The organism is Rathayibacter sp. AC451, from assembly GCF_979253095.1.
This window is the reverse complement of sequence record NZ_CEEDBD010000001.1, coordinates 3,599,364-3,615,946: the sequence shown is the minus strand read 5'-3', so window position 1 is coordinate 3,615,946 and position 16,583 is coordinate 3,599,364. Positions and strand designations below refer to the sequence as shown.

Below are 16,583 nucleotides of genomic sequence, written 5' to 3'. Positions count from 1 at the left end.
TCCGGATCCGGGCCGCGTCGTCGAGGCCGAACCACCCCAACTGGTTGGTTGGGCACGGACGAGTGTAACGTTCGAGCGGCCGGAGGTGTTCCCATGAGCGCGAAGAAGTCCGAGGCGGTTCTCGAGCCCGCCCGCGAGCGGATCCTGCGCGCCGCGATCGCCGAGTTCGCCGCGCACGGCTTCGCGGGCGCCCGGATCGACCGCATCGCGGCGTCCGCGGGGCTGAACAAGGAGCGCCTCTACGCCTACTACGGCGGCAAGCGCGGACTCTTCGTCTCGTCGGTGGTCGGCGCACTGCAGGAGCTCGACACCGTCCTGCTGGCCGAGGCGGTCGATCTCCCCGATCTCGCCGAGCGGATGTTCGACCACGTGTGGGAGCACCCCGAGTTCCTCCGCCTGCTCACCTGGGCGCGGCTCGAGGGCCCCGGCTTCTGGGAGGAGGCGAGCCAGCGGCTCGGCGCGACCCCCGCGCCCGAGGCGCGCGTGCGCGAGTGGCAGGCGGCGGGAGTGGTCGACGCGGGTTGGGCACCGGACGACGTGTTCATCGCCCTGCTCGGGCTGTGCGAGATCTGGCACCTGACGCCGTTCACCGACCGCTCGAGCGGCGACGGCGTGCGCGAGCGGCGCCGGGCCTTCGTGGTGCAGGTCGCGACGCTGATCGCGGCTCCCCCGGCGGCTCCCCCGGTCACTCCGCGGTCGTGAGCCGCTCGAGGTAGCCGGCGAAGGCGAGCAGATCCGCCTCGGGCCAGGCCTGCAGCGCCTTCTGCATCCGCTGCCGCTGCTCTCCGCCGAGGTCGGCCATGCGCTCGCGACCTGAGGCGGTGAGCGCGAGGAACCGGGCGCGCCCGTCGGCGGGGTCCACGGTCATCTCGAGCATGTCGAGCTCGGCGAGCTGCCGCACCTGGCGGCTGATGACGCTCCGATCGACGCCGAGGCGCTCGGCCGCCACGCTCGCGTGCACCGGGCCGCAGCGCTCCAGCATCCGCAGCAGCCGCAGGCCGAACGGAGGCAGGGACGGGTCGATCGCGGCCGCCGCGTCGCGCACCGCGCTGCGCACCTGGACGGCGAGCGCGGTGATCTGCTCCTCGACCTCGGCCAGCGCGCGGGCCGACGCCGCGCCGGGAGCGGATCCCGGCGCGGCGTCGAGGACTCCGGAAGGAGTCATCAGTGGCGCTCGACCACGTCGATCGAGCCGGTCGGACGGGCCTGGCCGACCGGACGCAGCCCCGCCTGGCCGTCGGCGGTCGCGATGAGCGCGTCCTCCGCGTCCTCGACGGTGCGGGTCGACGGGCTCGTCGGCTCCGACTTCAGCTGGATCGCGTTCTTGGTGCCGAGGTCGACGTTCGGGAGCAGGATCACGGCGATCAGGGTGATGACCGCGAGCGGGATGCTGAAGAGGAACACGTCGCCGACTCCGATGCCGTAGGCGCTCTCGACCACGATGCGGATCGGCTCGGGCAGAGTCGCGACCTGCGGGATGGTGCCGCTGCCCAGGGTCTGGGCGGCGATCGCCTGGTCGGCGGGCTCGAGGCCCGCGATGCCGCTGCCGATGCGATCGGTGATCACGGTGCCGAGGATCGAGCCGAGGACCGAGACGCCGATCGTGCCGCCGAGGCTGCGGAAGAAGGTGACCGCGCTGGTCGCCACTCCGAGGTTCTTCACCTCGATCGAGTTCTGCACCACGAGGACGAGGTTCTGCATCAGCATGCCCAAGCCGGCGCCGAGGACGGCCATGTAGATCCCGACGAGGACCAGGTTCGTGTCGTAGCGCAGGGTGCTCAGCAGGTAGGTGCCCACGACCGCGAGCACGCCGCCCGAGACCATGATCGCCTTCCACTTGCCGGTGCGCGAGATGATGCCGCCGAAGATCGTCGAGGCGATCAGCAGACCCGCCATCATCGGGATCGTGAGCAGTCCCGACTGCGTCGGGGTGGCTCCGCGCGAGAGCTGCATGTACTGCGCGAGGAACACCGCGGTGCCGAACATCGAGACGCCGACCGAGACGCTCGCGACGACCGCGAGGCTGAAGGTGCGGTTCGTGAACATGCCCATCGGGATGATCGGCTCGTCGACCGTGAGCTCGACGATCACCGCGGAGACCAGCAGCACGACGGCGCCGCCGACCATGAGCGCGGTCTCCCACGAGGCCCACTCGAAGTTCTTGCCGGCGAGCGAGACCCAGATCAGCAGCAGCGAGACGCCGGCGGCGATGAGGACCGCGCCGAAGTAGTCGATCTTGACAGTGCGCTGGGGGTGCGCCGGGAGGCGGAGGGTCACCTGGAGCAGCACGATCGCGACGATCGCGACGGGCAGCGCGATGAAGAAGTTCCAGCGCCAGCCGAACGCGTCGGTGACGACGCCGCCCAGCAGCGGGCCTCCGACGGTGCCGACGGCCATCACGCCGCCGAAGAGGCCGGCGTACTTGCCGCGCTCGCGGGGGCTGATGATGTCGGCCATGATGATCTGGCTCAGCGCGGCGAGACCGCCGGCGCCCAGGCCCTGGAAGACGCGGAACACGATCAGCATGTTCGTGTCCTGCGAGAAGCCGGCGGCCGCGGATCCGATCACGAAGACCGCGAGGGCGAGCTGGATCAGCAGCTTGCGATTGAAGAGGTCGGCGAACTTGCCCCAGAGCGGGGTCGAGACGGTGGTCGCCAGGAGGGTCGCGGTGACGACCCAGGTGTAGGCGTTCTGGTCGCCCTTCAGGTCCGAGATGATCAGCGGCAGCGAGGTCGAGACGACCGTGCCGGCGAGGATCGAGACGAACATGCCCAGCAGCAGGCCGCTGAGCGACTCGAGCACCTGGCGGTGCGACATGGCCCCGTCGGGGCCTGCGGGGGTGTGACGGTCCGGGGCGGCGGCCTCCGGAGCGATGCGCTGTGCGCGGGACATACGGCTCCTCGATTCGACATCTGCGGTCTTGGTTGATGAGGATCAACTATTGACCTTCTGCAACTATATAGCCGGGCGTGGGTTTTCGCCAGGGGGGTCGCAGGAGTGATCGCCGGAGTGATCGCCGCAGCGGTCCCGGGGTCGCGGGAGCGACCCGGTCGACGCCGTGGCCGACGACCACGCTGGGCGCCGCAACGACTCAGCGCGAGGAGCGGACCGCTCCGCGGCGGCGCAGGACCACGACCGCGGTCACCGCGGCGACGGCGAGCGCCGCGAGCACCGCGACTCCGACGGGCGACCCGGCGGCGGCGCCGACGACCGCCCACAGCACCGCGAACCCCACGGTCGCGTAGACGAGCGCCCAGGCGAGGCATCCCGGGACCATCGCGAGCAGGTAGACGGGGAAGCGCATCCGCGCCGCTCCGGCCGCCGCGTTCAGCACGGTCTGGAAGCCCACCGTCAGGAAGCTCACGGTGACCGCGGGCGCACCGTAGCGGGCGAGGACGGCCGAGGCGCGGCGCATCGGCGGCGACTCGAGCCACCGGCCCCAGCGGCGGGAGGCGGCGCCGGCCACGATCGCGCGGGCCAGCCAGTAGGTGGCCTGGGCGCGGAGGAAGACGATGGCGAACAGGGCGGCGAGCAGCTCCACGAAGCCCAGCTCGCTGAGGAATGCGGGCACGGGGCCTCCTCCTCCTCCTGCTCGGTGCGCGTGCAGAGGCAAGGCTACCCTCACTTCCTGAGGCGCGACCGGAGCGCCGGCCGCTCCGCTCTAGGCTCGACGCATGGACAACATCGACCGGAAGATCCTCGATCTGCTGCGCCAGAACGCCCGGGCGGGCTACGGCGACATCGGCGGGGTGGTCGGCCTGTCCGCCTCCGCCGTGAAGCGCCGCGTCGACCGGCTCGTGGCCGACGGCGTGATCCGCGGCTTCACGATCAAGGTCGACCCCGCGGTCGACGGCATGGCGACGGAGGCGTACGTCGAGCTGTTCTGCCGGGGCACCGTCGCCCCCGACGAGCTGCGCCGGATCCTGTCCGCCGTCCCCGAGGTCGTCGACGCGGGCACGGTCACCGGCTCGGCCGACGCGATCGTGCACATCCGCTCGCGCGACATCCCCAGCCTCGAGCTCGCGCTCGGAGAAGGTGCGCATCGCCCCGAACGTCGACCACACGAGGTCGGCGATCGTGCTCTCGCGCCTCATCCAGCGCGGCGAGGCGTAGTTCCCCGGCTCGTGCGCCGATCTCAGTGCGAGCGGCCCGCGACGACGTCGGCGAGGGTCGCCAGCGGCGACGTCGTCGCCCGGCCCCGCGCCTCCGCCGCGTCGGCCAGGCCGTACGCGGTGTAGAGCGTCGTCACGGCGAGCCAGCGCAGCGGCTCGGGCTCCCACTTCCGCACGCGGTGGTCGACCCACGGCAGACCGGTCAGCGGCGTGCGCTCTCCGGCGCCGAGGTGGTGGAGGACCAGATCGCGCAGGGTCCGCCCGGCGAGGTTCGTCGCTGTGACGCCGGTGCCGACGAACCCGCCGGCCCAGCCGAGTCCGGTCGCCCGGTCCAGGCCCACGGTCGCGTGCCAATCGCGCGGCACTCCGAGGACGCCCGACCAGACGTGCTCGATCCGTACGCCCCGCAGCACCGGGAAGAAGCGCTCGAGGACCTCGCGCAGCCTCCCGAGAGTCCGCGGGTCGGTCGCCCCGTCGACGTCGAGGCCGGAGCCGTAGCGGTACGGCACTCCCCTGCCGCCGATCGCGATGCGGTCGTCGGCCGTCCGCTGGGCGTACATGTAGGCGTGCGCGAGGTCGCCGAGCGTCTCGCGCCCCGCCCAGCCGAGCTCGTCCCACACGGCGGCCGGCAGCGGCTCGGTCGCGATGAGGGACGAGTTCATCGGCAGCCACTCCCTGCGGTGGCCGGAGAGCTGCGCCGTGAAGCCCTCGGTCGCGCGCAGCACGACGCCGGCGCGGACGGTCCCGCGTGCGGTGACGGCGGCCCCGGGACGGATCTCGTCGACCCTCGTGTCCTCGTGGATCACGACCCCGAGCGCCTCCACGGTGCGGGCGAGGCCGGCGGCGAGCTTCGCCGGGTGGATGCGCGCGCAGTGCGGGTGCCACATGCCCGCCGAGGTGCCGCTCACCGCGATGCGCGCCGACGCCTCCGCGGCGCCGAGCATCTCGACGTCGGTGTGGGCGCGCGCCTGCGCGGCGGCGACCGCGGCCTCGGGGCGCCGCTTCTGCGCCGGGCCGCGGGCGACCTGGTACTCGCCGCCCTTGACGATGTCGGCGTCGATCCCCTCGGCGGCCGCGACCGCGATCACCTCGTCGACCGTCCCGTTCACCGCGAGCTGGAACTCGTCGACCGCGTCGCGGCCGTGCGTCCGGGCGTAGGAGGAGACGCCCCCGGTGATCTCGTTCGTCAGCCAGCCGCCGTTGCGACCGGACGCGCCGAAGCCGGCGAAGCGCTGCTCCAGCACCGCGATCCGCAGCCCGGGCGCGGCCTTCTTCAGGTAGTAGGCGGTCCAGAGACCCGTGTAGCCGGCGCCGACGACGCACACGTCGACGTCGAGTGGTCCGGGCAGCGCGGGACGCGGCTCCGACCGGCCGATCGAGGACCACCAGAACGAGACGTCGCCGTTCACCGGACCCGTCGAGGGCATGGGATCAGTACATCATCGACGGGAAGGACTGCGACATCTCCGACAGGAGGGCGCCGGCCCAGGCGATCCCGACGATGAACGACACCGCGATCACGCCGAGGAGGATCCACAGCGGCAGCAGCCCGCCGCCGGTCACGCGCTTCACGACCACGCTGCGCCCGATCACGTAGACGTAGGGCGCCGCGAGGAAGGCCCAAGCCCAGTGGAAGGGCCGCTGGATCCCCGCCCTCTTGAGCTGGCGCCAGTCGAGGAACGCGAAGACGACCTCGGCCGCGTAGATCAGGAAGCCGATGACCTGCACGGCGCCGAGGCCGAGGAGGTACGCGGTCGACACGCCCATCGACGACGTCGGGCCGTAGGCCGAGCTCATCGCCGACTCGACGACGAGGTCCGGCGGGAGCAGCAGGATCGAGAGCGCCGAGAGCAGCGGAAGCAGGACGACGACCCAGATCCACGGCGTCGAGCTCACGATGCTCGGGTCGCGGGGCTGCGGGGCGGCCGACCGGGGTGCGGAGGCGTAGGGCTGCGGGGACTGCGCGGCGTACGGGTTCTGCTGACCGTACGGGGTCTGCTGGCCGTACTGCGGCTGCGTCGGAGACTGCTGGCCGTACTGCGGCTGTGGCGGGGCCTGCTGGCCGGGCACCGCACCGGGGGCGATCGGACCGGGAGCGATCGGACCGGGAGCCGCCGGCCCGGAGGCCGACCGACCCGACGCCGACTGCCCGTAGCTCGTCGGCTGCCCGCTGGAGGTCTGGCCGTAGAGCGGCGGCGCCGGCGGAGCGACGGGCGCCGCGGGAGCGACAGGAGGAACGGGGGCGACGGGCGTCGCGGCTGGAGCGTCGCGCAGCGACTCGGTCCAGCCGGTACCGTCCCACCAGCGCTGGCGCGGGGATCCGGCGGGGTCGGGGTACCAGCCGGCGCGCGGTCCGGACGAGGCCCCGGCCTCGCCTCCGCCCGCGGTCGACTCGGCCGCCGTGCGCTCGTTCTCGTCGCTCATCGCGTTCTCCGCTCCCCTCCGGGCGCCGTGCCCGCATTCCTCCTGAAGGGTAGCGTCGCCCGGTCCCGGGGCGCCTGAGCACGGGCGGCGAGCATCCGATGAGACGCCGATGAGCGGGCGGAGGCGGCGCCTCATCACGAGGGAGGAGATCGCCGCGCGATCGTGTCGCGGGGCCGCGGGGCTCGCCTACGGTGAGGCCATGTCCAGCCGCCGCCGCTCCCTCCTCCTGCTCGCTCCACCGGCGCTCGGCGCGCTGTTCGCCGCGTTCTGGTGGTCCGCCGAGATCGGCCGCCTCGCGACCGCCCGGCAGATGCTCGACCTCGCCGTGGTCCTCGTGCCCATCGCGATCGCGATCGCGCTGTGCATCGCCCGCCCGGCGCTCGCCCTGGGACTCGTGGCCGCGGTCCCCCTCGTGCACCTGACCGGTCTCGCGCTCGCCGGATCGACGACCTGGCCGATCCTCGAGGGCTCCCTCGTGGTGGCCTTCGCCGTCGCCCGGTTCGGACCCGCCCGGCTCCGCTGGGTCGGTCTGCTCACCGGGGCGGTCTGGGCGACGGCCGTCGGCTTCTCCCTCGTCTACTCCGGCGGCTGGCTGAGCTGGATCGGCATCGGCGAGACGTGGGACCACCCGCCTCTCGCGCTCGGCTGGGCGAGCGGCCTGGCCGCCGTGCACGCCCTGCTCTGGGCGGTCTCGTGGAGCGCGGGCACGGCGCTGAGCCTCGCCGCGAGGAACGAGGCGGCGGACGAGCGGATCGAGCTCACCGAGCGCGAGCTCCTCATCGCGGGCTACGAGCTGCGGGCGCTCAAGGAGCGCACCGAGATCGCCCAGGAGGTGCACGACGTGCTCGCGCACTCCCTCGCCGTCGTGATCGCGCTGGCCGACGGCTCCCGGTTCCTCCGCCGCACGGATCCCGAGTCGACCGACTCCTCACTCCTGCGCATCGCCGAGACGTCCCGGTCGGCCCTGGTCGACCTGCGCGGCCTGATCGAGGGGCTCACCGACGAGACCGACCGGCCCCAGCCCGGACTGTCCGACCTCGCCGATCTCGTCCGCCGCTTCGAGGGCACGGGGGTGCACGTCGAGCTGCGGGAGCTCGGCGAGCGCGGCGGTCTCACCCCCGCGCAGGAGCTCGCCGTGCACCGCATCGTGCAGGAGAGCCTGACGAACGTGCTCAAGCACGGCGGCACCGACCCCGTCGCCTCCGTCTCCCTCGCCTGGGACGGACCCGGGCTCCTGCTCACCGTCTCGAGCCGCCCGGGCGACGCCGTGCCCGCGGCCCGCTCCGCCCACCGCGGCTTCGGCCTCGCCGGGATGGAGCACCGCGCCCGGCTGGCGGGCGGCTGGCTGAGCGCCGGCCCGGATCCGGACGGCTCGTTCCTCGTCACCGCGTTCCTCCCCACGACCGCGACCGCACGGGGTCTCGCGGAGGGGGTCGCCGCATGAGCGCGGCCGTCCGCGTCGCGCTCGTCGACGACCAGGAGCTGTTCGTGCACGGTCTGCGCATGCTGATCGAGTCGCAGCCGGATCTCGTCGTCGCCGGCACCGCCTCCGACGGGGAGGCGGGAGTGGCGCTGGTCGCCGCCGAGCAGCCCGACGTCGTGCTCATGGACATCCGCATGCCGCTGCTCGACGGCCTCGAGGCCACGCGGCGCATCACCGGCGGCGAGGGCGCCGAGCGGACCGGAGGCCCGCAGGTCGTCGTCCTCACCACCTTCCGGCAGGAGGAGGCCGTGTTCCGCTCGCTCCGCGCGGGCGCCGCCGCCTTCCTCACCAAGGACGCGACTCCGGAGCAGCTGCTCGCGACGGTCCGCGCCGTGGCGGTCGGCGACGCCCCGCCCGTCGACGCCGGCGCGCTCGTGCGCCGCTTCGCCGGCGCGCACGGCGAGCGCCGGGCGGAGGAGGTGCTCGCCGCGCTCTCCCCGCGCGAGCGGGAGATCTACGCACTCGTCGCCAAGGGGCTCGGCAACGCGGCGATCGCGAGCGCCTCCTTCATCAGCGAGGCCACGGTGAAGACCCACGTGCGCAGCGTCCTGGTGAAGCTGGGGCTGCGCAGCCGCGTGCAGATCGTCGTGCACGCCTACGAGAACCGGCTGGTCTGAGCCCCGCGTCCGGCCTGGGCCAGGATGGACGCATGCCGCACCTGATCCGCGCCCGCGCCGCCCTCTTCGACATGGACGGGACGCTGGTCGACTCGACCGCGGTCGTCGAGACCATCTGGCGCGACTTCGCCGACCGCTTCGGCCTGGACCGCGCGATGATCCTCGCCTCGGTGCACGGGGTGCGCGCCGAGGACAGCGTGCGCCGCTTCGCCCCGCCCGGCAGCGACGTCGCCGCGATCGTCGCCGAGCTGAACGCGTACGAGCTCGAGCACACGGAGGGGACCGTCGAGATCCCCGGCGCGGTCGCGTTCCTCGCGGCGCTGCCCCGCCCCTGCGTCGCACTCGTCACCTCGGCGAGCCCCGCCCTCGCTGCCGGCCGGCTCGCGGCCGCCGGGGTGCCCGCCCCCGACGTGGTCGTCACGGCAGACGACGTGCTGCGCGGCAAGCCCGCCCCCGACGGATACCTGGCCGCCGCCGAGCGCCTGGGCGTCTCAGCCGCGGACGCCGTCGTCTTCGAGGACGCCGAGGCGGGCATCCGCTCGGGGCTCGCCGCCGGGATGCGCGTCGTCGTCGTCGGCGGGCACGACAGCCCGACGACCGAGGGGCTCCCCCGCATCGCGCACTACTCCGACGCCCTGGTCGACCTCGACGGTGACGAGCTCCTGATCACGTTGGGCTGACGAGAGCGGACCTGGGCTGACGAGAACGGGCCCCCGCGATCCGAGGATCGCGAGGGCCCGCAGTGCAGATGCGACTCAGAAGTCGAAGTCCGCGATGTTCTCGGCGTCGAACACGAACGGGTCGCCGAGGAGCACGGTCGCGTCCTCGCCCACCTCGAACGTGCCCAGGTCGCCCGCCTCGAACGAGTCGCCGGTCTCGCCGGTGATGTCGCCGTCGATCAGGGCCTTCGCGGCGTAGGCAGCGAGGTAGCCGAGGTCTCCCGGGTTCCACAGCGCGAACGCCGTGACGGTGCCGTCCTCGACGTACTCGCGCATCTGGTTCGGCGTGCCGAGACCGGTCAGCGCGACCTTCCCCTTGTAGTCCGAGGTCGAGAGGTAGCGCGCGGCCGCCGCGATGCCGACCGTCGTGGGCGAGACGATGCCCTTGAGGTCGGGGTGCGACTGCAGCAGCGCCGCCGTCTTGTCGAACGAGGTCTGGTCGTCGTCGTCGCCGTAGACGGTGTCGACGAGGGTCACGTCGGGGTGGTTCGCCTCGAGCTCCTCGGTCATCAGCTCGATCCACGCGTTCTGGTTCGTGGCGTTCGCCGAAGCCGACAGGATCGCGATCTCGCCGGAGTCGCCGATCTGCTCGGTGATCAGGTCGACCTGCGCCTTGGCGATCCCCTCGGCGGTGGCCTGGTTGATGTAGAGGTCGCGGCAGTCGGCGTTCGTGTCGGAGTCGAAGGTGACCACCTTCACGTCGTTGTCGCGGGCCTCGTTCAGCGCATCGCAGATCGCCTTCGGGTCGTTCGCCGAGAGCACGATCGCTCCGGCGCCCTGCTGCGTGAGCGTGTTGATGTAGGAGACCTGCGCGTCGGGGGTCGCCTCCGACGGCCCGACCTCGGCGTACGTGCCGCCGAACTCCTCGATCGCCTTCTCGCCTCCGGCGTCGGAGGTGTCGAAGTACGCGTTGCCGAGGTTCTTGGGGAGGAAGGTGATCGCGTAGTTCGCGTCGCCTCCACCCTCGGAGCCGGAGCCGGAGTCGGAGCCGCCGGCGGAGCAGCCGGTCGCGACGAGCGCGAACGCCACCGCCGCTGCTGTCACGGAGCCCAGGCGCCGGAGCGCGCGGCCCTTCGTGGGAAACGTCATCGTTTCGTCCTTTCGATCGGAGTGCGGGTCCGGCCTCCGCCGGCCCGGTGCGGGAGGTGCTGTCGGTGCGGATCGGTCACGGGCGCGGGCCCGGGGCCGATCGGGGTGTCCCGGGCCGGGTGCGCTTCTTCTGCACCCAGCCGAGGAGGCTGGTGGACACCACCGAGAGCACGAGGAGCACTCCGGTGATGATGTTGATGACGTCGGAGGTGACGTTGGCCAGTCGCAGTGCGCTGGCGAGGATCCCGATCAGCACGACGCCGGCGAGGACTCCGTGCAGAGCACCGCGACCGCCGAAGATCGAGACCCCGCCGAGCAGCACCGCGGCGATCACCTGGAGCTCGAGGCCCGTCGCGTTGTCGCCGCGAGCCGAGCCGTAGCGCAGGGTGAAGTAGACGCCGGCGAACGCCGACACCACGCCCGAGAGCAGGAACAGGACGAACTTCGTCCGGTTCACGTTCACGCCCGAGAAGGTCGAGGCCTCGTCGTTCAGGCCGATCGCGTAGATCCCGCGGCCGAAGGACGTGAAGTGCAGCAGCACCGCGAACACGATCGCCAGGATCACGATCGGCACGACGATCGTCGGGATCGGGGAGTCGCCGATCTTGGACGTCGCGAGGTCGGTCCAGAACTCGGGGAAGTCGGTGACCGCCGTGGTCCCCAGCAGTCCGACGGCGAGCCCGCGGTACAGCGCGAGCGTGCCGATGGTCACAGCCAGCGACGGCAGGCCGACCACCGTGATCAGGAACCCGTTCAGCGCTCCTCCCACGGCGCCCGCCAGCAGAGCTACGAGCGCGGCCACCGCGAACGGAGCGCCCGCCTGGGTGAGGATGCCGGTCAGCACGCTCGCCAGCCCGACCGTCGAGGCGACGGAGAGGTCGATCTCGCCCGTCACGATGATCAGCGTCATCGGCAGGGCGATCAGCAGCACGGGGGCGATGTCCAGGAGGAGGTAGGTCACCGTGATCGGGCGGTCGAAGTTCCGCACGGTGGCGGAGGCGACGAGCACCACGAGCACCAGCAGCGCGATGATCGCGGTCTCGCGGGTGAGCAGGATGCGGCGGAGGGATCCGTGACCGTAGTCGCGGTAGGTCCGCGCCGTGCGCACGGCGGTCGTCTCGGTCGAGAGAGAGCTCATCGCGCGTCGTCCCTTTCTGCCAGGAGCCGGCGGGACTGCCGGATCGAGAGGACGCGGTCGAGCACGATCGCGCCGATGATGAGGACGCCGACGACGGCGCGCTGCCAGAAGTCCTGCACGCCCAGGATCGGGAGGGCCCGGTTGATGGTCAGGAGCAGGACCGCGCCGAGCGCCGCCCCCCAGACCGTTCCGGAGCCGCCGAAGATCGCGACGCCTCCGATGACCGCCGCGCCCACGGCGTCGAGCTCCCAGCCGGAGCCGGCCTGCGAGTTGACGGTGCCGTAGCGGGCCGCGTACAGCACGCCGGCGAGACCGGTCAGCGCGCCGCTCAGCACGAAGGCGGTGAGGATCCGCCGGGTGACCGGCAGGCCGTAGAGGCGGGCCGCGTCCGGCTCGGAGCCGATGGCGTAGAACTCGCGCCCCGCCCGCAGGTTGCGCATGCAGTACCCGGCGACGACCAGCACCACGAGCGCGATGATCGTGAGGATCGGGATGGTGAGGATCTGCCCCGTGCCCAGCGCCAGGAAGTCCTTCGGCATGTCGGAGGCGTTCACGCGGTCGCTGCCCGCCCAGGCCACGTTGATGCCGCGGTAGGCGTACAGCGTGCCGAGGGTGATGACCAGCGCGGGCACCTTCGCGAAGGCGACCAGCGCGCCGTTGACGAGGCCCAGCAGCGACCCGAAGAGGATCCCCGCGACGAAGACGACGATGATCGGCAGACCCGGCACGTCGAGGAAGAGCCGGCCGGTGAGGTACGCGGTGAGCCCGAGGATCGAGCCGACCGAGAGGTCGACGCTGCGGGTGATCACCACGATCGCCTGGCCCACGGCCACGAGCACCAGGATCGACGGCGTCAGCAGCAGGTCGCGCCAGCCGTCGGGCGAGAAGAGGAAGGACGGGTTCTTCACCGTCGTCACCGCGACGAGCAGCACGATGGCGAGCAGGATGCTCGTCTCGCGCGCCGTCGCGAAGCCGCGGAGTCCGCGGGAGAGTCCGCCCGAGGAGGGCGTCGGCCGGCCCGTCCGCGGTCCGGTGGTCGTGGCGGCGCTCATGCGGCGCTCCCTTCGGTGCCGCGGGCGGACGTGCCCGCGGCGGTCGGATCGGCGGCGATCGCGCCGGTGCCGCCGGTCGCGGCGAGCATGACGGCCTCGCTGGTCGCCTCGGCGCGCGGCAGCTCGCCGGTCAGGCGGCCCTCGCGCATCACCAGGACGCGGTCGGCCATGCCCAGCACCTCGGGCAGCTCGGAGGAGATCATGAGGATCGCCATGCCCTCGCCCGCGAGCTGCGAGAGCAGCCGGTGCACCTCGGACTTGGTGCCGACGTCGATGCCGCGGGTGGGCTCGTCGATGATCAGCACCTTCGGGTTCGTGGCGAGCCACTTGCCCAGGACGACCTTCTGCTGGTTGCCGCCCGAGAGGGTGCCGGCGACCGTGTCGAGCGCGTTGGTCTTCACCTCGAGGCGCCCGGCCCAGATCCGCGCCGCCGAGTTCTCGGCTCCGCGGGTGAGCAGGCCGCCCTTCGTCAGGCCGCGGCGGATCGCCGTGGTGATGTTGTTCGAGACGGAGGCGTCGAGCACCAGGCCCTGCTTGCGGCGGTCCTCGGGCACGAGGGCGACCCCGGCGCGCATCGCACCGGCCGGGTCGCGCCGGGGCAGCGGGGCCCCGTTCAGCGTGACGGTGCCGCTCTGGTACGGGTCCACTCCGAAGACCGCCCGGGCGACCTCGCTGCGACCGGCGCCCACGAGCCCGGCGAGACCGACGATCTCGCCCGCGCGCACGGTGAACGAGATGTCGTGGAAGACGCCCGGCTGGGTGAGGCCCTGGACCGCGAGGACGACCTCGCCGATCTCGGCCGGCTGCTTCGGGAACAGTTCGGTCACGTCGCGGCCCACCATCTGGCGCACGATCCCGTCGATCGTGGCCTCGGTGGTCGGCGTCGTCGCGATGTACGAGCCGTCGCGCATCACGGTGATCGTGTCGCAGAGGGCGAAGACCTCGTCGAAGCGGTGCGAGATGAACACCAGCGCCCGGCCCTCGTCGCGCAGGCTCCGCGCCACGGCGAAGAGGCGCTCGACCTCGACGCCCGAGAGGGCGGCCGTCGGCTCGTCCATCACCAGGACGGAGGCGTCGAGCGAGATGGCCTTCGCGATCTCGATGATCTGCTGGTCGGCGATCGAGAGGCCCTCGGCGGGCCGCTCCGGATCGATCGCCACGCCGAGCCGGCGCATGAGCTGCTCGACCTCGGCGCGCATGGCCCGGCGGTCGATCCGACCGAAGCGGTCGGTGGGCTGGCGGCCCATGAAGATGTTCTCGGTGACCGAGAGGTCGGGGAAGAGCGTCGGCTCCTGGTAGATCACGGCGACGCCGGCGGCCTTGGACTGCGCGGTCGAGGTGAAGTCGACGTCGCGGCCGTGGAGCAGGAACTCCCCCGCGTCGCGGCGGTGGACCCCGGCGATGATCTTCACGAGCGTCGACTTGCCCGCGCCGTTCTCGCCGATCAGCGCGTGGATGGAGCCCGAGTGCAGGGTCAGGGTGCCCGAGCGCAGCGCGACGACGGCGCCGAAGGACTTCACCACCCGGGCGAGCTCGAGCGCCGGGGCGGGCGCGGTGTCTGTCACGGAGGTGCCTCCTCGTCGAGGGCAGGGGGGTGTGGGGCGAGCGGAGTGGCGGATTGCCGCCGCGGAGGACGGGGACGTCAGAACCTGAATCGATTCATCCGCTGTTCAGGCATACTCTAGGGACGACGACCGGGTCGGTCAAGACGAGCAGTGCCGCTCGTTGCGCGGTCGTGACGGAGGGGAACAGTGGCAGCGAGCATCCGCGACGTGGCGCAGCACGCCGGCGTCTCGGTGGGCACGGTCTCGAACGTGCTCAACCGCCCGGACGAGGTCTCGGCCGAGAACCTCGTGCGGGTGAACTCCGCGATCGAGGAGCTCGGCTACGTGCGCAACGACGCGGCCCGCAAGCTCCGCAACGGCGTCAGCTCGACCGTCGGCTTCGTCGTGCTCGACGGCCGCAACCCGTTCTTCGGCGACGTGGTCCACGGGGCCGTCGACGAGGCGTCCCGCCACGGCATCGCTGTGCTGCACGGCAACACCGACCAGGACGTCGCCCGCGAGCGGCACTACCTCGACCTGTTCGAGGAGCAGCAGGTGCGCGGCGTGCTCGTCTCCCCGCACGGAGACATCACCCGTCGGCTCGAGCGCCTGCGCGAGCGCGGCATCCCCGCCGTGCTCGTCGACCGCTTCAGCGGCGACGGGCGCTTCAGCTCGGTCTCGGTCGACAACGTCGCCGGTGGGCGGATGGCCGTCGACCACCTCATCGCCACCGGCCGGCGGCGCCTCGCCTTCGTCGGCGGCCCGTTCGAGATCCGCCAGGTCGTCGACCGGCTGGCGGGAGCGCGGGTCGCCGCGGAGGACAGCGAGACCCCCGTCGACATCGAGGTGGTCGCCACCTCGGCGCTCACCGTGGCCGAGGGGGTCGCGGCGGGCGAGCGCCTGGCGTCCCGGCCCCGCCGCGAGCGCCCCGACGCCGTCTTCGCCGCGAACGACCTCCTCGCCCTCGGGCTGCTGCAGTCGCTGGCCGCGAACGGGCGGATGCTGGTGCCCGACGAGATCGCGTTGATCGGCTTCGACGACATCGCCTTCGCCGCCGCCGCCGCCGTGCCGCTCTCGTCGATGCGCCAGCCGAGCACCACGATCGGGCGCACAGCGCTGCGGGTGCTGCTCGAGGAGGCCGCCGACCCCGAGCTGATCCCCCGGCAGACCGTGTTCCAGCCCGAGCTCGTCGTGCGGCGCTCGACGGCGCCCTAGCCTGCGGCGCTGCGCGTCACGGCCGCACGCACTCCGCGGTCGCGGTGAGACTCAGCCCCTCCTGGGTGCCGCGGATGCTCACCGAGTCGACGGAGTCCTCACGCCGCGCCTTCGAGGCCCAGTAGTCGCGGCCCATCGTCCGGTCGACCTGTTCGAAGCCCGCCTCGGCCCACTGCGCGACGATCGCGTCGAAGGGCTCCTGCGGGCTGTCGAACACCGTGAAGACGGGTACCACCGCACCGCCCGCCACCCGCGTCCCCCGCCCGTCGGGGCACTCCTCGACACGCACGGCGACCTCGGCGGCGACGCCGGTCGCGGCGGCGGCGGACTCGAGGACCGCGCGCACGCCCGCCTCGCCCACCGCGATCCTCTCGGCCGTCTCCGAGGGATCCACCGGCGGCTCCCCCGCCCGCGAGAGATCGTCCGGCTCCGCGGAGCCGAGCGGGAGCCCCAGGAACCCGCTCGTCGTCCCGCCGTACCCGGGCGCCGAGACGGTGAAGGCGGTCCGCGGGTGCGTGCCCGCGTCGGCGGCCTCGTCCGGCGTGGCAGCGAGCAGCGCGGCGACCGCCGGGACGTCCTCCGCGACGACGTCGACCGAGGCCCGGAGCGCCAGGGGAGCACCGGTGCCCGTCCGCACCTCGTCGATCCCGGGGTCCTCGTCGAGCCGGTCGAGGCGCGCGAGCAGGGCCGCGCCGGGACGCGTGCCGTCGACTCCGATCAGGCTCGTCCCGGTCGAGAGCGAGAGCGCGCCGCGCTCGTCCGGGAGCGGGGCGAGCGGACGGATGACGGGGACGGCATCGGCGAGGTCCGCGTCCGCCGTGAGCGACGCGGTCCGTCCCGAGACCAGGTCGACCCGGTCGACGACCGGCAGCGAGCGGAGGTCCTCCGCGAGAGCGACGTCCCGCCCTGCGGCGAGGATCGAGGTGCACGGGGGCGAGGCCCTCCCCCGCACCGACGCTCATGCTCACCCGCAGGTCCGCTCCGACGACCCCCGCGCCGAGCGCGACCTGCACCGCCGAGGCGGTCCGGAGGTCGCTGCCTCCGGCGCCGACCTCGACGACGGCGATCCACTCGTCCGGGCGGTCCTTGACGTCCGCCTGGTCGAGCGAGCTCGTGACGGAGTCGACACCCTCCACCGCGCCGACGCGCTCCGCCAGCGCGTCCAGCGCGTCCTGGGAGCCCGTGGGCGG

Annotated in this window: 15 protein-coding genes and 1 pseudogene; 6 read left to right on the top strand and 10 right to left on the bottom strand. The window is 72.8% G+C overall.

Annotation, left to right across the window (positions count from 1 at the left end):
• Positions 1 to 93: 93 nt before the first annotated feature.
• Positions 94 to 702, top strand: coding sequence for a TetR/AcrR family transcriptional regulator (locus tag AC0CID_RS17330; RefSeq protein WP_465227789.1), 609 nt, complete (start codon positions 94 to 96; stop codon positions 700 to 702).
• Here AC0CID_RS17330 and AC0CID_RS17325 read toward each other — a convergent pair.
• From AC0CID_RS17325 to AC0CID_RS17315, 3 genes are all read right to left on the bottom strand, one after another.
• Complete coding sequence (locus tag AC0CID_RS17325; protein ID WP_207403042.1) at positions 686 to 1,165, bottom strand: MarR family winged helix-turn-helix transcriptional regulator; 480 nt, start codon at positions 1,163 to 1,165, stop codon at positions 686 to 688. The genes AC0CID_RS17330 and AC0CID_RS17325 overlap by 17 nt on opposite strands.
• Complete coding sequence (locus AC0CID_RS17320; protein ID WP_465228131.1) at positions 1,165 to 2,817, bottom strand: MDR family MFS transporter; 1,653 nt, start codon at positions 2,815 to 2,817, stop codon at positions 1,165 to 1,167. Before AC0CID_RS17320 ends, AC0CID_RS17325 begins: the two co-directional genes overlap by 1 nt.
• Positions 2,818 to 3,091: 274 nt before the next feature.
• Complete coding sequence (locus tag AC0CID_RS17315; RefSeq protein ID WP_465227788.1) at positions 3,092 to 3,571, bottom strand: DedA family protein; 480 nt, start codon at positions 3,569 to 3,571, stop codon at positions 3,092 to 3,094.
• Between the two features lie 103 nt (positions 3,572 to 3,674).
• Here AC0CID_RS17315 and AC0CID_RS17310 point away from each other — a divergent pair.
• Positions 3,675 to 4,113, top strand: a pseudogene (locus AC0CID_RS17310) (Lrp/AsnC family transcriptional regulator).
• A 22-nt stretch (positions 4,114 to 4,135) separates the two neighbouring features.
• Here AC0CID_RS17310 and AC0CID_RS17305 read toward each other — a convergent pair.
• Together AC0CID_RS17305 and AC0CID_RS17300 are read right to left on the bottom strand one after the other, a co-directional pair.
• Complete coding sequence (locus AC0CID_RS17305) at positions 4,136 to 5,539, bottom strand: NAD(P)/FAD-dependent oxidoreductase (RefSeq protein WP_465227787.1); 1,404 nt, start codon at positions 5,537 to 5,539, stop codon at positions 4,136 to 4,138.
• A gap of 4 nt (positions 5,540 to 5,543) precedes the next feature.
• The gene (locus AC0CID_RS17300) at positions 5,544 to 6,536 is read right to left on the bottom strand and encodes a DUF2510 domain-containing protein (RefSeq protein ID WP_465227786.1); all 993 of its coding nucleotides are present in this window, start codon (positions 6,534 to 6,536) and stop codon (positions 5,544 to 5,546) included.
• 199 nt (positions 6,537 to 6,735) lie between these two features.
• Here AC0CID_RS17300 and AC0CID_RS17295 point away from each other — a divergent pair, with 199 nt between their 5' ends.
• From AC0CID_RS17295 to AC0CID_RS17285, 3 genes are read left to right on the top strand one after another with little or no spacing between them, the layout of a single operon-like run.
• Positions 6,736 to 7,980, top strand: a complete 1,245-nt coding sequence (locus tag AC0CID_RS17295) for a sensor histidine kinase (protein ID WP_465227785.1) — start codon at positions 6,736 to 6,738, stop codon at positions 7,978 to 7,980.
• On the top strand, positions 7,977 to 8,636 hold the full coding sequence (locus AC0CID_RS17290) for a response regulator (protein WP_465227784.1): 660 nt from the start codon (positions 7,977 to 7,979) through the stop codon (positions 8,634 to 8,636). The genes AC0CID_RS17295 and AC0CID_RS17290 overlap by 4 nt, the downstream gene beginning before the upstream one ends.
• 32 nt (positions 8,637 to 8,668) lie before the next feature.
• Entirely contained in the window at positions 8,669 to 9,316 is a 648-nt protein-coding gene (locus AC0CID_RS17285; RefSeq protein ID WP_465227783.1) for an HAD-IA family hydrolase, read from the top strand.
• A gap of 75 nt (positions 9,317 to 9,391) precedes the next feature.
• On the opposite strand, the gene rhaS is transcribed toward AC0CID_RS17285, so the two are convergent.
• The 4 genes from rhaS to AC0CID_RS17265 all read right to left on the bottom strand — a co-directional run bounded on the left by rhaS (position 9,392) and on the right by AC0CID_RS17265 (position 14,199).
• Positions 9,392 to 10,444, bottom strand: coding sequence for a rhamnose ABC transporter substrate-binding protein (gene rhaS / locus AC0CID_RS17280; protein ID WP_207403049.1), 1,053 nt, complete (start codon positions 10,442 to 10,444; stop codon positions 9,392 to 9,394).
• Between the two features lie 76 nt (positions 10,445 to 10,520).
• Complete coding sequence (locus AC0CID_RS17275) at positions 10,521 to 11,582, bottom strand: ABC transporter permease (RefSeq protein ID WP_465227782.1); 1,062 nt, start codon at positions 11,580 to 11,582, stop codon at positions 10,521 to 10,523.
• Positions 11,579 to 12,634 carry an ABC transporter permease gene (locus AC0CID_RS17270; protein ID WP_465227781.1) on the bottom strand — a complete coding sequence of 352 codons (1,056 nt, stop codon included), beginning with the start codon at positions 12,632 to 12,634 and terminating at the stop codon, positions 11,579 to 11,581. Before AC0CID_RS17270 ends, AC0CID_RS17275 begins: the two co-directional genes overlap by 4 nt.
• Positions 12,631 to 14,199, bottom strand: coding sequence for a sugar ABC transporter ATP-binding protein (locus AC0CID_RS17265; RefSeq protein ID WP_207403052.1), 1,569 nt, complete (start codon positions 14,197 to 14,199; stop codon positions 12,631 to 12,633). Before AC0CID_RS17265 ends, AC0CID_RS17270 begins: the two co-directional genes overlap by 4 nt.
• Before the next feature lie 186 nt (positions 14,200 to 14,385).
• Here AC0CID_RS17265 and AC0CID_RS17260 point away from each other — a divergent pair, with 186 nt between their 5' ends.
• Positions 14,386 to 15,393, top strand: coding sequence for a LacI family DNA-binding transcriptional regulator (locus AC0CID_RS17260; RefSeq protein ID WP_465227780.1), 1,008 nt, complete (start codon positions 14,386 to 14,388; stop codon positions 15,391 to 15,393).
• A 16-nt stretch (positions 15,394 to 15,409) separates the two neighbouring features.
• Here AC0CID_RS17260 and AC0CID_RS17255 read toward each other — a convergent pair whose 3' ends face one another.
• On the bottom strand, positions 15,410 to 16,345 hold the full coding sequence (locus AC0CID_RS17255; protein ID WP_465227779.1) for a hypothetical protein: 936 nt from the start codon (positions 16,343 to 16,345) through the stop codon (positions 15,410 to 15,412).
• Between the last annotated feature and the right edge of the window lie 238 nt (positions 16,346 to 16,583).

Coding starts and splice junctions, on each gene's coding strand:
- AC0CID_RS17330 (WP_465227789.1), top strand. CDS start 94: ATGAGCGCGAAGAAGTCCGAGGCGGTTCTCGAGCCCGCCCGCGAGCGG.
- AC0CID_RS17325 (WP_207403042.1), bottom strand. CDS start 1,165: ATGACTCCTTCCGGAGTCCTCGACGCCGCGCCGGGATCCGCTCCCGGC.
- AC0CID_RS17320 (WP_465228131.1), bottom strand. CDS start 2,817: ATGTCGCACCGCCAGGTGCTCGAGTCGCTCAGCGGCCTGCTGCTGGGC.
- AC0CID_RS17305 (WP_465227787.1), bottom strand. CDS start 5,539: ATGCCCTCGACGGGTCCGGTGAACGGCGACGTCTCGTTCTGGTGGTCC.
- AC0CID_RS17300 (WP_465227786.1), bottom strand. CDS start 6,536: ATGAGCGACGAGAACGAGCGCACGGCGGCCGAGTCGACCGCGGGCGGA.
- AC0CID_RS17295 (WP_465227785.1), top strand. CDS start 6,736: ATGTCCAGCCGCCGCCGCTCCCTCCTCCTGCTCGCTCCACCGGCGCTC.
- AC0CID_RS17290 (WP_465227784.1), top strand. CDS start 7,977: ATGAGCGCGGCCGTCCGCGTCGCGCTCGTCGACGACCAGGAGCTGTTC.
- AC0CID_RS17285 (WP_465227783.1), top strand. CDS start 8,669: ATGCCGCACCTGATCCGCGCCCGCGCCGCCCTCTTCGACATGGACGGG.
- rhaS (WP_207403049.1), bottom strand. CDS start 10,444: ATGACGTTTCCCACGAAGGGCCGCGCGCTCCGGCGCCTGGGCTCCGTG.
- AC0CID_RS17275 (WP_465227782.1), bottom strand. CDS start 11,582: ATGAGCTCTCTCTCGACCGAGACGACCGCCGTGCGCACGGCGCGGACC.
- AC0CID_RS17270 (WP_465227781.1), bottom strand. CDS start 12,634: ATGAGCGCCGCCACGACCACCGGACCGCGGACGGGCCGGCCGACGCCC.